The sequence below is a fragment of the Rhodosalinus sp. FB01 genome, from assembly GCF_041365715.1.
GTDB lineage: Bacteria > Pseudomonadota > Alphaproteobacteria > Rhodobacterales > Rhodobacteraceae > Rhodosalinus.
The window spans coordinates 68,711-80,883 of record NZ_JBGFSH010000010.1 but is presented as its reverse complement, the minus strand read 5'-3'; the positions used below and the strand labels follow the sequence as shown (position 1 = coordinate 80,883).

Annotated in this window: 10 protein-coding genes; 5 read left to right on the top strand and 5 right to left on the bottom strand. The window is 68.7% G+C overall.

Annotation, left to right across the window (positions count from 1 at the left end; all coding sequences use genetic code 11):
• Positions 1-9: 9 nt before the first annotated feature.
• Positions 10-2,742: a DNA gyrase subunit A gene (gene gyrA / locus AB6A65_RS13895; RefSeq protein ID WP_371038989.1), complete on the bottom strand. Its 2,733-nt coding sequence runs from the start codon at positions 2,740-2,742 to the stop codon at positions 10-12.
• A 191-nt stretch (positions 2,743-2,933) separates the two neighbouring features.
• On the opposite strand from gyrA, the gene AB6A65_RS13890 reads away from it, so the two are divergent.
• On the top strand, positions 2,934-3,200 hold the full coding sequence (locus tag AB6A65_RS13890; RefSeq protein WP_371038988.1) for an usg protein: 267 nt from the start codon (positions 2,934-2,936) through the stop codon (positions 3,198-3,200).
• A 42-nt stretch (positions 3,201-3,242) separates the two neighbouring features.
• Here the strand turns inward: AB6A65_RS13890 and AB6A65_RS13885 are convergent, their stop codons facing one another.
• On the bottom strand, positions 3,243-3,794 hold the full coding sequence (locus AB6A65_RS13885; RefSeq protein ID WP_371038987.1) for a YSC84-related protein: 552 nt from the start codon (positions 3,792-3,794) through the stop codon (positions 3,243-3,245).
• Between the two features lie 140 nt (positions 3,795-3,934).
• A complete protein-coding gene (gene hemB / locus AB6A65_RS13880; RefSeq protein ID WP_371038986.1) occupies positions 3,935-5,074 on the bottom strand; it encodes a porphobilinogen synthase in 1,140 nt (379 codons plus the stop codon).
• A gap of 238 nt (positions 5,075-5,312) precedes the next feature.
• Here hemB and AB6A65_RS13875 point away from each other — a divergent pair, with 238 nt between their 5' ends.
• The gene (locus AB6A65_RS13875) at positions 5,313-5,804 is read left to right on the top strand and encodes a component of SufBCD complex (protein ID WP_371038985.1); all 492 of its coding nucleotides are present in this window, start codon (positions 5,313-5,315) and stop codon (positions 5,802-5,804) included.
• A 60-nt stretch (positions 5,805-5,864) separates the two neighbouring features.
• Positions 5,865-9,350, top strand: a complete 3,486-nt coding sequence (mfd, locus tag AB6A65_RS13870; protein ID WP_371038984.1) for a transcription-repair coupling factor — start codon at positions 5,865-5,867, stop codon at positions 9,348-9,350.
• 96 nt (positions 9,351-9,446) lie between these two features.
• On the opposite strand, the gene AB6A65_RS13865 is transcribed toward mfd, so the two are convergent.
• Positions 9,447-9,854, bottom strand: coding sequence for a hypothetical protein (locus AB6A65_RS13865; RefSeq protein WP_371038983.1), 408 nt, complete (start codon positions 9,852-9,854; stop codon positions 9,447-9,449).
• Positions 9,854-10,507: an alpha/beta hydrolase gene (locus AB6A65_RS13860; protein WP_371038982.1), complete on the bottom strand. Its 654-nt coding sequence runs from the start codon at positions 10,505-10,507 to the stop codon at positions 9,854-9,856. Before AB6A65_RS13860 ends, AB6A65_RS13865 begins: the two co-directional genes overlap by 1 nt.
• Positions 10,508-10,662: 155 nt before the next feature.
• Between AB6A65_RS13860 and AB6A65_RS13855 the strand changes: the two genes are divergently transcribed.
• Positions 10,663-11,121: an Rrf2 family transcriptional regulator gene (locus AB6A65_RS13855; RefSeq protein WP_371038981.1), complete on the top strand. Its 459-nt coding sequence runs from the start codon at positions 10,663-10,665 to the stop codon at positions 11,119-11,121.
• Positions 11,118-12,161, top strand: coding sequence for a cysteine desulfurase family protein (locus tag AB6A65_RS13850; protein ID WP_371038980.1), 1,044 nt, complete (start codon positions 11,118-11,120; stop codon positions 12,159-12,161). The genes AB6A65_RS13855 and AB6A65_RS13850 overlap by 4 nt, the downstream gene beginning before the upstream one ends.
• Positions 12,162-12,173 lie beyond the last annotated feature (12 nt).

Below are 12,173 nucleotides of genomic sequence, written 5' to 3'. Positions count from 1 at the left end.
GAGGGATCCTCAGCCCGCGTCCTCCTCCGTCTCCTCGCCCTGGTCCGCGATCCCCGCCACCGAGACGACCTCTTCGCCCTCGCGCGTGTCGAACACCTTCACCCCGCCCGCGCTGCGCGAGCGGAAGGAAATGCCCTCAACGGGCACGCGGATCGACTGGCCGCGCGAGGTGGCGAGCATCACCTGGTCGTCCATCTCTACGGGGAAGCAGGCCACCACGGGACCGCCGCGCAGGCCCTTGTCGATCGCCTGCACCCCGAGGCCGCCGCGTCCGCGCACCGGGTAGTCGTGGCTCGAGGTGATCTTGCCGAGCCCTTTGGCGGTAATCGTGAGGATCAGGTTCTCGGCGGCCGACATCCCGGCGTAGCGCGACGGCGCGATGGTCGCGTTGGCGTCCGTCGACTCCTCGTCGTCGTGGATTGCGTCTTCTTCGGCCGCACCGGCCACGGCGCGGCGCATCTTCAGATAGGCGGCGCGTTCGTCGGGCGTGGCCTCGAAGTGGCGAATGACCGACATCGACACCACGCGGTCGCCGCGCTGCAGTCGGATGCCCCGCACGCCGGTGGAATCGCGCCCCTTGAAGACTCGCACCTCCGTCGAGGGGAAGCGGATCGCGCGGCCGGAATCGGTGACGAGCATCACGTCCTCATCCTCGGAGGCGATGCGCGCGTTCACCAGTTCCACGCCTTCGGGCAGCCGCATCGCGATCTTGCCGTTCCGCATCACGTTGGTGAAGTCCGAGAGCGCATTGCGCCGCACGTCGCCGGCGGAGGTGGCGAACATGATCTGCAGCGCGTCCCACTCCTCTTCGGGGCGGTCCACCGGCATGATCGCGGCGATGGAGACGCCTTGCGGGATCGGCAGGATGTTGACGATCGCCTTTCCCCGCGCCGTGCGCGCCCCGAGCGGCAGGCGCCACGTCTTGAGCTTGTAGACCATCCCGTCGGTGGTGAAGAACAGAAGCGGCGTGTGGGTGTTGGCGACGAAGAGCGTGGTGACCACGTCGTCCTCTTTCGTGGCCATGCCGGAAAGCCCCTTGCCGCCGCGCTTCTGCGCGCGGAAGTCGCCGAGCGGCGTGCGCTTGATGTAGCCGGACTGGGTCACCGTCACGACCATGTCCTCGCGCTCGATCAGGTCCTCGTCTTCCAGATCGCCAGCCCAGTCCACGATCTCGGTGCGGCGCGGTACCGCGAAGAGGTCCTTCACCTCGCGCAGTTCGTCGCGGATGATGCCCATGATCCGCTCGCGCGAACCGAGGATCTCCAGGTACTCCTTGATCTTCGCGGCCAACTCCTCGAGCTCGTCGGTCACTTCCTTGACGCCGAGCTGCGTGAGGCGTTGCAGCCGCAGCTCGAGGATCGCGCGGGCTTGCGCCTCGGAGAGGTTGTAGGTGCCGTCCTCGTTGATCGTGTGGGTCGGATCGTCGATCAGGCGGATGTATTCCGCGATGTCGGCGGCGGGCCAGCGCCGGGTCATCAGCTTCTCGCGCGCCTCCGCGGCGTCCGCCGAGGCGCGGATCGTCGCCACGACCTCGTCCACGTTGGAGACCGCCACGGCGAGGCCGCAGAGGATATGGCTGCGCTCCCGCGCCTTGCGCAGAAGATAGGCGGTGCGCCGCGCCACGACCTCTTCCCGGAAGGAGATGAAGGCCGCCAGGAAGCCGCGCAGCGTGAGCTGCTCGGGCCGCCCGCCGTTCAGCGCCAGCATGTTGCAGCCGAAACTCGTCTGCATGGGCGTGAAGCGCCAAAGCTGGTTCAGCACCACGTCGGGCGTGGCGTCGCGTTTGAGTTCGATGACGACGCGCACGCCAGAACGGTCGGATTCGTCCTGGACATGGGCGATGCCCTCGATCCGCTTTTCGCGGACGGCCTCGGCGATCTTCTCGATCATCGACGCCTTGTTAACCTGGTAGGGGATCTCGTCGATGACGATGGCGTAGCGGTCGCGGCGCAGCTCCTCCACTCGGGTCCTGGCGCGGATGATGACGCTGCCGCGCCCTTCGAGATAGGCCTTGCGCGCGCCCGACCGGCCCAGCATGATCCCGCCCGTGGGGAAATCCGGGCCCGGAACATGCGCGATGAGCTGCTCGGACGACAGGTCCGGGTCGTCGATCAGCGCAAGCGTGGCGTCCACGATCTCGCCAAGGTTGTGGGGCGGGATGTTGGTGGCCATGCCCACGGCGATGCCGCCCGCGCCGTTGACCAGCATGTTGGGAAAGCGCGCGGGCAGGACGGTGGGTTCGCGGTCCTTGCCGTCGTAGTTGTCCTGAAAATCCACCGTGTCCTTGTCGATATCGGCCAGGACGTAGTCGGCGGGCTTGGCCATGCGCACCTCGGTGGAGCGCATGGCGGCGGGGTTGTCGCCGTCCATGGAGCCGAAATCGCCCTGCCCGTCGAGGAGCGGCAGCGACATCGAGAAGTCCTGCGCCATGCGCACCAGCGCGTCGTAGATCGCGCTGTCGCCATGCGGGTGGTAGCGCCCCATCACGTCGCCGACGGGCCGCGCGGATTTCCTGTAGGGCTTGTCGTGGCTGTTGCCGGTTTCGTGCATCGCGTAAAGAATGCGCCGGTGCACAGGCTTCAGGCCATCGCGAAGATCCGGGATCGCGCGGCTGACGATCACGCTCATCGCGTAGTCGAGATAGGAAGACCGCATTTCGTCGGCGATGTCGATCACCGGCCCGGAATAGGCGGGCGTCGCGTTTCCGCTTTCGTCGTCAGGGGGTTGGGGCGTGTCGTTCACGTGTTCTGCCTGCTCTTGTCGAAGCCCGGTGCGCTGTCGCCGAACTTATAGCACCGCGCGCGGGCGGGGCGCAATCAACGCCCTCTGCGCGGTGTTGGCAGCACGGTGCGGAGGCTGCCAACATGCTGTTTTCGTTGAAAAGTAAGTACGATTCGGCATCCTGTTCGGACCAGCAGGCCAGGAGGATGCGAATGGAGCGCGAAACCGAACTCATGCTGAAGGGCTACGGGCTGACGACAGCGCAACTCTTCTACCGGATGCCGGACTACAGGAGCGTCCTCAACAGTTTCATCTGGCAGGATTACGACCTCGCGCCGGATCATCCGCGCCTCTTCGATTTCATTGAATTCTGGCAGACAGAGATCGAGGGCCCGCTCCACTCGGTGCGCTTCACCCACCGCAAGATGATCGCGCCGGGCGAGTGGCGCAGCGTGGTGGGCGAATTCACGCTGCACTAGCCGGGTGCTGCGGCGCGCCCGTGCGGCGGGCGCGCCGGTCGCTCACGGGATGATGCGCGTGTACTTGGTGCCCTCGATCGTGGCGCCGACGCGCACCCCGGCCTGGCCGAAGACCACCGCGATCACCGGCGAGATCGAGGTCGTCGTCTCGGCCTTGAGCGCCTCTCCGATATTGTTGAAGACGTATTCGACGTCGGCGCCCGCCGCCCAGCCCGGGCTCGTGCGGAATTCCCGGAGCGCGTCTTCGGTCATGAAGAACAGCACATGGGAATATTGCTGGCCGCCGATCTGCGGGCCGATGCTGGCGCGGGTGGCCGAGTAGTAGTCCACCGTCACGCCGCCCACGCGAAGCGCGCCGCGCCCGTAGGCCCCGCCGAAGCCGAGACCGGCCTCGGTCACGACCGGCATGACCAGCATGCCCACCGACTTGTCGGCCAGCTGACGGGTTCCGGGGAAATCGGCGTACATGCGGGACAGCGTGGCGTCCACGCGGGCGTCGAGGCGCTGAGCGCCGTCACCGCCGATACCGTTCGAGCAGCCCGCGGCGAGCGCGAGAGCCGAGACGGCGAAGGCGCGTCGGGTCATGAGTGTCATCTGTCTGCCTGTTCCTTGCCTGAGCCTGGCCGGTTCTTGTGGTCGAACCGGTTACAGCCACTTTATACGGTGTCCCGGGGCGCGTGTCACCCTGCAACCGTCCGCTCGGCGGGGCTTCGCCCGTGACCGGCCGCGCGGCGTCACCCGTCGCGCAGCGCGCGCGCTGCCCGCGGGGCGAAATAGGTGAGAATGCCGTCGCAGCCCGCGCGCTTGAACGCCAGCAGGCTTTCCAGCATCACGCGCTCGCCGTCGACCCAGCCGTTGCGGGCGGCCGCCTCGATCATCGCGTATTCGCCCGACACCTGGTAGGCGAAGGTCGGCGCGCCGAAGCCGTCCTTCACGCGGCGGCAGATGTCGAGATACGGCATGCCGGGCTTCACCATCACCGCGTCCGCCCCTTCCGACAGGTCGCGCGCCACGAGCCGCAGCGCCTCGTCCGAATTGCCGGGATCCATCTGGTAGGTCTTCTTGTCGCCCTTGAGCGCGCCCGAGGCGCCGACCGCGTCGCGGAAGGGACCATAGAAGGCCGAGGCGTATTTCGCCGCGTAGCTCATCAGCATCACGTCGTGGTGGCCCTCCGCCTCGAGGGCGTCGCGCAGCGCGCCGATGCGCCCGTCCATCATGTCGGAGGGGCCGATGATGTCGGCGCCGGCCTCGGCCTGCGAAAGCGCCTGGCGCACCAGCGCCTCGACCGTCTCGTCGTTGACGACCCGGCCCGCGCGCACGAAGCCGTCATGGCCGTCGATGTTGTATGGGTCGAGCGCCACGTCGGTCATCACCGCGATGCCGCGAACCTCGGCCTTGATCGCGCGCGTCGCCCGGTTCGACAGGTTTTCCGGATTCCAGGCCTCGGCGCAGTCCTTCGTCTTCCTGTCCGGGTCGGTGTAGGGAAAAAGGCAGATCGCGGGGATGCCCCGCGCGTGTGCCTCCGCCGCCGCCTCCACCACCCGGTCCACGCTGCGCCGGAAGACGCCGGGCATAGATGGCACCTCTTCCTCCACGCCCTCGCCATCGCGCAGGAANTAGGGAAAAAGGCAGATCGCGGGGATGCCCAGCGCGTGTGCCTCCGCCGCCGCCTCCACCACCCGGTCCACGCTGCGCCGGAAGACGCCGGGCATAGATGGCACCTCTTCCTCCACGCCCTCGCCATCGCGCAGGAAGACTGGCCAGATGAGATCGTCGGCCGTGAGCGTCGTCTCCCGCGTCAGCGCGCGGGTCGCGGCGCGGGCCCGGCTGCGACGGAAACGCGTGGCGGGGAAGGGGGCCTGGATGGGCTGCATGGGCGGGCCTTTCGGAACGGGAACCNCCCCCCCCCCCCCCCCCCCCCCCCCCCCCCCCCCCCCCCCCCCCCCCCCCCCCCCCCCCCCCCCCCCCCCCCCCCCCCCCCCCCCCCCCCCTCGCGCGTCCTGCGCCCGGGCTATGGGCAAGCGCCGCGTGGCAGGTTAATGGGGCTTCACGACGAACGACGCGGGGCCCGACGCTGTGGATTGGCATCTTGTGGTTTTCGAAGTGATCGACATGCGATCGTTCTCGAACCTGTGGTACTGGATCGCGCTTGCCGTGGTCTGGTCCTCGGCCAGTCACTGGGTGCTGGGCGTGCCCTTCGACATGGTCGCCCGTGCCCGTCGCCATGGCGGCCGGGCCGAGGCAGACCTGCACGACCTGGTGCGCATCAACTGCGACCGGATGCTCCACATCGTGCATGTGGCGGGTCTGTGGCTCACGATGCTCGTCTTCTTCCTGCTCACCGGGCTGATCGTGATGGGCTTCGGTTACGGGATCGAGTTCGCCCAGGCCACGTTCCTTCTGGTGACGCCGCTGGGTTTCGTCTGGCTTCTGGGCCTGCGGGCCGCAGGCCAGATCCGGCGCGACGGCCTGAAGGGAGAGGCGCTGCGCCGCAAGCTGCGCGTCCTGCGTTTCTGGACGCAGGTGATCGGCCTGCTGTCGATCTTCGTCACCTCGCTCTGGGGCATGTATCAGAATATCGCGATCGGTGCCTTGCCCTACTGACGGTGGCCCCGGCGCTTGCGTCTTGACGAGGCGATGCGCGCGCGACAGATGAGGCGTCTCATGACAGACCCCCGCACGATCACGATGGGCGGCGCGCCCGAAGGCTACGACGCCAGGCTGCTTCTGCGCGAGGTCGCGCGCGCCGAAGGGCCCGTGATCCATGTCGCGCGCGACGACAAGCGCATGGCCGCCACCGAGGCCGCGCTCGCCTTCTTCGATCCGGGCATGCCGGTGCTGCGCTTTCCGGCCTGGGATTGCCTGCCCTATGACCGGGTGTCGCCCAACCCCGACATCTCGGCCGCGCGGATGGCGACACTCGCCGCGCTCGTGCACGGGGCGCCCTCGCGCTTCGTGCTCTTGACCACGATGAGTTCGGCCACCCAGTTTCTGCCGCCCCGCGAGGTGCTGCGCGAGGCCGCCTTCACCGCGCGGGTCGGCCACCGCCTCGACGAGGCGGCGCTGCGGGGCTTTCTCGCGCGGATGGGCTTCGCGCAGGCGCCGACCGTGACCGAACCGGGCGACTACGCGATCCGCGGCGGCATCATCGACATCTATCCGCCCGGCGAGGGCGGGCCGGTGCGCCTCGCCCTCTTCGGCGACGTTCTCGACGGGGCGCGCCGGTTCGACCCGGCAAGCCAGCGGACCACCGAAGCGCTGGAGCGGGTGGAGCTTGCCCCGGTCTCCGAGGTGATCCTGGACGAGGCGTCGATCCTGCGGTTCCGCCAGAATTACCGGATCGAGTTCGGCGCGGCGGGCAGCGACGATCCGCTCTACGAGGCGGTGAGCGCGGGGCGCAAGCACCAGGGCGCCGAACACTGGCTGCCGCTGTTCCACGAGAGGCTGGAGACGCTTTTCGACTATCTGCCGGGCGCGCCGGTGACGCTCGACGACCAGACCCGTCCGGCGCACCTCGCGCGGTGGGAGGGCATCGTCGACCAGTACGAGGCGCGCCGCGAGGCGATGAGCCAGAAGGGCCGCATCGACACCGTCTACAAGCCCGTCCCGCCGGGAGAGCTCTACCTCGACGAGGCGGCGCTCGACACGGCGCTCGGCGACCGGCGGGTGGTGCAGTTCTCCCCGCTTCCGCGGGCGTCCGGCCCGGGCATCGTGGACGCAGGCGGCCGGATCGGGCGCAGCTTCACGCCCGAACGACAAAACGAGAAGGTGAACCTTTTCAGTGTTCTGGCCGATCATATTCGCGCGAAGATGCAGGATGGCCCGGTGCTCGTCGCGTCCTATTCCGAAGGCGCGCGCGAACGGCTTTCCGGGCTTCTGGAGGACGAGGGCCTCGTGGGGGCCGTGCCCGTCGCCGACGCCTCGCGCCTCGGCAAGACGGGCCTGCACCTGGCCGTCTGGCCGCTCGAGCAGGGGTTCGAGACGACCGACATGACCGTGATCGCCGAGCAGGACGTGCTGGGCGACAGGCTGATCCGCGCCCCGAAGAAGCGCCGCCGCGCGGAGAATTTCCTGACCGAGGCGCAATCGCTTTCGCCGGGCGATCTGGTGGTCCATGTGGAGCATGGGATCGGGCGCTACATGGGCCTCGAGGTGATCACCGCGGCGGGCGCCGCGCATGAGTGCCTGCGCCTGGAATACGCCGAGGGCGCCAAGCTCTACCTGCCGGTCGAGAACATCGAGCTTCTGAGCCGCTACGGCCACGAGGAAGGGCTTCTCGACAAGCTGGGCGGCGGCGCGTGGCAGGCCAAGAAGGCGCGGCTCAAGGAACGCATCCGCGAGATGGCCGACCGGCTCATCCGCGTGGCGGCCGAGCGTGCGCTGCGCAAGGCGCCGGTGCTCGACCCGCCGCCCCACGCCTGGGAAGAGTTCTCGGCGCGCTTTCCCTACCAGGAAACCGACGACCAGCTTTCCGCCATCGAGGCGGTGCTCGACGACATGACCTCCGGCCATCCGATGGACCGGCTGATCTGCGGCGACGTGGGCTTCGGCAAGACCGAGGTGGCGATGCGCGCGGCCTTCGTGGCGGCCATGTCGGGCGTGCAGGTCGCGGTGATCGCGCCCACCACGCTGCTGGCCCGCCAGCATGCGCAAAGCTTCCGCGAGCGGTTCCGCGGCTTTCCGCTGGAGGTGCGCGCGCTCTCGCGCTTCGTGTCGCAGAAGGACGCGGCCGCCACGCGCGAGGGGCTTGCCAAGGGCACGGTGGACATCGTGGTGGGCACCCACGCGCTGCTGGCCAAGAGCGTGCGGTTCCGGAACCTCGGCCTCCTCGTCATCGACGAGGAGCAGCATTTCGGCGTCTCCCACAAGGAGCGGCTGAAGCAATTGCGCTCGGACGTGCATGTGCTCACGCTCACCGCGACGCCGATCCCGCGCACGCTGCAACTGTCGCTTTCGGGTGTGCGGGATCTCAGCATCATCGGGACCCCGCCCGTCGACCGGCTGGCGATTCGCACCTATGTGAGCGAGTTCGATGCGGTGACGGTGCGCGAGGCGCTTTTGCGCGAGCATTACCGCGGCGGGCAAAGCTTCTTCGTGGTGCCGCGCATCAAGGACCTGCCCGAGATGGAGGCGTTCCTTCAGGAGCAGGTGCCGGAGGTCAGCTACGTCATAGCCCACGGCCAGATGGCGGCCGGCGAGCTCGACGACCGGATGAACGCCTTCTACGACGGCAAGTACGACGTGCTGCTGGCCACCACGATCGTGGAATCCGGCCTCGACATCCCCACGGCCAACACGATGGTCGTGTGGCGCGCGGATCTCTTCGGGCTCGCGCAGCTCTACCAGATCCGGGGGCGGGTGGGGCGTGCCAAGACGCGCGCCTATGCCTACCTCACCACCAAGCCGCGCGCGCCGCTCACGCCCGCCGCGGAGAAGCGACTGAGGGTGCTGGGCAGCCTCGACACGCTCGGCGCGGGCTTCACGCTGGCAAGCCAGGATCTCGACATCCGCGGCGCGGGCAATCTTCTGGGCGAAGAGCAGTCCGGGCAGATGCGCGATGTGGGCTACGAACTCTACCAGACCATGCTGGAGGAGGCGATCGCCAAGATCCGCGCGGGCGAGATGGAAGGCCTTTCGGAGGCCGACGAGCAATGGGCGCCGCAGATCAACCTCGGCGTTCCGGTCCTCATTCCGGAGGATTACGTGCCGGACCTCGACGTGCGGCTGGGGCTTTATCGGCGTCTGTCGTCGCTCACGACCAAGGTGGAGCTCGAAGGCTTCGCCGCCGAGTTGATCGACCGCTTCGGCAAATTGCCGAAGGAGGTGAACACGCTTCTGCTGGTGGTGCGGATCAAGGCGATGTGCAAGCGCGCGGGCATCGCGAAGCTGGACGGCGGGCCCAAGGGCGCGACGATCCAGTTCCACAACGACAAGTTCGCCAACCCCGAAGGGCTGGTGGAATTCATCAAGGCGCAGGACGGCCTGGCGAAGGTCCGCGACAACAAGATCGTGGTCCGGCGCGACTGGGCAAGAGAGGCCGACAAGATTCGCGGCGCCTTCGCGATCGCGCGCGATCTGGCGGAAAAGGTCGCGGAAAAGAAGAAAGCCGCCAAGGCGCAAGCTTCTGCGGCGCGGTCCGAAAGCGCCTGAGGCGTGGCCCCGGGCAGGCGTGATCCACAGGATCTTCCTCTCCTTTGCAGCGCGTGGGTGCGGCGCCGCGCCACGCGGCCGGCCGACTGTTCCGGTCTAGCGATCGCCGTCGGTTTTCGGCCGCGGCGTTGCGGGCGGGCGCGGGATGCGCGGCCCCGACCGCCGCGTGTCCGCGCGCTTGGGCGCCGGGGCCGGGGCGGGGCCTGGCGCCGAGCTGCCCTTGGTCGCGGGCGTGGCGCCACTTTCCGCGCTGCCGTCCTTCGGGGCGGGCGCGGGCGTCGCGCCCTCGGCGCGCCGGCGCGCCACGGCCTTTTCGAGCACGCGCCGCGCGCGGCGTTCCGCGATGCGCACGCGCACCGATGTCATGAAGGCCTCCTCCGTCGTGGTGGAGGATTGGCCAAGCGCCTTGGCGACCTCGTCGATGACCGTGTCGTCGCCCAGCTCTTCGGCCGCCGCGATCACGTCGCGCGCCAGCGCGTCGGCGAGATCTTCGGCGACGCCCATCAGCGCGTCGTTTCCGTCAGCCGGCGTTTCACGTAGCCGGTCACGGTGTCGATCATGCTGTCCATGTGCGGGCCCTCGAAGAAGTGGCCCGCGCCTTCGATCTCTTCGTGGGTGATGGTGATGCCCTTCTGGTCCTTGAGCTTCGCGACCAGCGCGGCGGTGTCGGCAGGCGGGGCCACGCGGTCGGCCGAGCCGTTGATGATGAGGCCCGAGGACGGGCAGGGCGCGAGGAACGAGAAATCGTACATGTTGGCCGGCGGCGAGACCGAGACGAAGCCCGTGATCTCGGGGCGGCGCATCAGAAGCTGCATCCCGATCCAGGCGCCGAAGGAGAAGCCCGCGACCCAGCAATGCTTGGAGTTCGCGTTCAGCGACTGGAGGTAGTCGAGCGCGGAGGCCGCGTCGGACAGCTCTCCCACGCCCTGGTCGTACTCGCCCTGGCTGCGGCCCACGCCGCGAAAGTTGAAGCGCAGGACGGTGAAACCCATGCGATGGAACGCGTAATGCAGGTTGTAGACGACCTTGTTGTTCATCGTGCCCCCGAACTGCGGGTGCGGGTGCAGCATGATCGCGATGGGCGCGTCGCGTTCCTTCTGCGGATGGTAGCGGCCTTCCAGGCGCCCCTCCGGTCCTGCGAAAATCACCTCGGGCATGTCGGGAAGACTCCTTGCGACGCGGGAATTGTTGACGAATTCCCTCGCATACTTTAGAACTGTTCTAAGCCTGTGATGCTGGGCATGGCTTCGGGCTGGCGGTCAGTTAAGCGCTGGCGCGCATCAGGTCAACATTGTCGCAGGGGCGCAATCCAGTGAAACTCTCCACGAAGGGGCGCTACGCCATGGTCGCGCTGACCGACATCGCGCTGCAGCCGCAAGGCGAGCTCGTGTCCCTCGGCGACATATCACGGCGGCAGTCGATCTCGCTTCCTTACCTCGAGCAGCTTTTCGTGAAGCTTCGGCGCGCCGGTCTCGTCGAGTCGGTGCGCGGCCCGGGGGGCGGCTACAGGCTGGCCCGCCCGGCGACGGAGATCACCGTGGTGGACGTGCTGCAGGCCGTGGACGAGACGGTGGACGCCATGCACAAGGGCGCCGGCGCCAAGGGCGGGCTGTCCGGCAGCCGGGCGCAGTCGCTGACGAACCGGCTCTGGGAAAGCCTGTCGGCGCAGGTCTACGTCTTCCTGCACCAGACGCGGCTTTCCGACGTCGTGGAGAACGCGCTGGCCCCGTGCCCCGCGGTGCCGGACATCTTCGCGCTGGTGGACGAATGATCCGGGCCTTCCTCGACTGGAACGCCACCGCGCCGCTGCGCCCCGAGGCCCGCGCCGCGATAATCGCGGCGATGGAGGTGACGGGCAACCCGTCCTCGGTGCACGCCGAAGGCCGCGCGGCGAAGGCGCTGCTGGAGCGGGCCCGCGCGCAGGTGGCCGCGGCCTTCGGGGCCGAGGGCGCGGACATCGTGTTCACCTCGGGCGCGACGGAGGCCGCGGCGCTGGCCTGTGCCGGGCGCGGCCTCGTGGCGGGCGACGTGGAGCATGACGCCGTCGCGGCCTGGGTCGATCCCGTCCTGCCGGTGGATGGCGCGGGGCAGGTCGCGGTCGAGAATCCCGGGCGCACCGCCCTGCAACTCGCCAATTCCGAGACCGGCGTGGTGCAGGGCCTGCCCCGGGGGATCGCCGTGAGCGACATGACCCAGGCCTTCGGCAAGCTTCCCGTGGCGTTCAACTGGACGGGCGCGGAGATGGCGCTCGCCTCGGCGCACAAGCTGGGCGGGCCCAAGGGCGTGGGCGCGCTCGTTCTGCGGCAGGGCCTCGACGTGGGCGCGCAGATGCGCGGCGGCGGGCAGGAGATGGGGCGCCGGTCCGGCACGGAGAACCTGATCGGGATCGCGGGGTTCGGCGCCGCCGCCGAGGCGGCCGCGCGCGATCTGGCCGACGGTGTCTGGGACCGGGCCGCAGAACTTAGAAATATTCTAGAAAACGCTCTTGCTGCCCATTCAAGCGAGATTATTTTTGTCGGGAACTCGGGGCCGCGGCTGCCCAACACCAGCTGTTTCGCCGTGCCCGGATGGAAGGGCGAGACGCAGGTGATGCAGATGGATCTGGCGGGCTTCGCGGTATCGGCCGGGTCCGCGTGTTCCAGCGGCAAGGTCCGCGCGAGCCGCGTGCTCCGGACGATGGGATACGACGACGCCGTGGCCGGCGGCGCGCTGCGCGTCAGTCTCGGCCCGGACACGACAGAAGAGGATATCCTGCGCTTCGCCGAGGCGTGGGGACGACAGCACCGGAAGTTTCGCGCCCGCGCGGCGTGAGCCATCAAGGAC

Excerpts from the sequence above, each read along its gene's own strand:
- AB6A65_RS13890 (WP_371038988.1), top strand. The coding sequence starts at position 2,934 with ATGGAGCGCGAAACCGAACTCATGCTGAAGGGCTACGGGCTGACGACA.
- AB6A65_RS13885 (WP_371038987.1), bottom strand. The coding sequence starts at position 3,794 with ATGACACTCATGACCCGACGCGCCTTCGCCGTCTCGGCTCTCGCGCTC.
- AB6A65_RS13875 (WP_371038985.1), top strand. The coding sequence starts at position 5,313 with ATGCGATCGTTCTCGAACCTGTGGTACTGGATCGCGCTTGCCGTGGTC.
- mfd (WP_371038984.1), top strand. The coding sequence starts at position 5,865 with ATGACAGACCCCCGCACGATCACGATGGGCGGCGCGCCCGAAGGCTAC.
- AB6A65_RS13865 (WP_371038983.1), bottom strand. The coding sequence starts at position 9,854 with ATGGGCGTCGCCGAAGATCTCGCCGACGCGCTGGCGCGCGACGTGATC.
- AB6A65_RS13860 (WP_371038982.1), bottom strand. The coding sequence starts at position 10,507 with ATGCCCGAGGTGATTTTCGCAGGACCGGAGGGGCGCCTGGAAGGCCGC.
- AB6A65_RS13850 (WP_371038980.1), top strand. The coding sequence starts at position 11,118 with ATGATCCGGGCCTTCCTCGACTGGAACGCCACCGCGCCGCTGCGCCCC.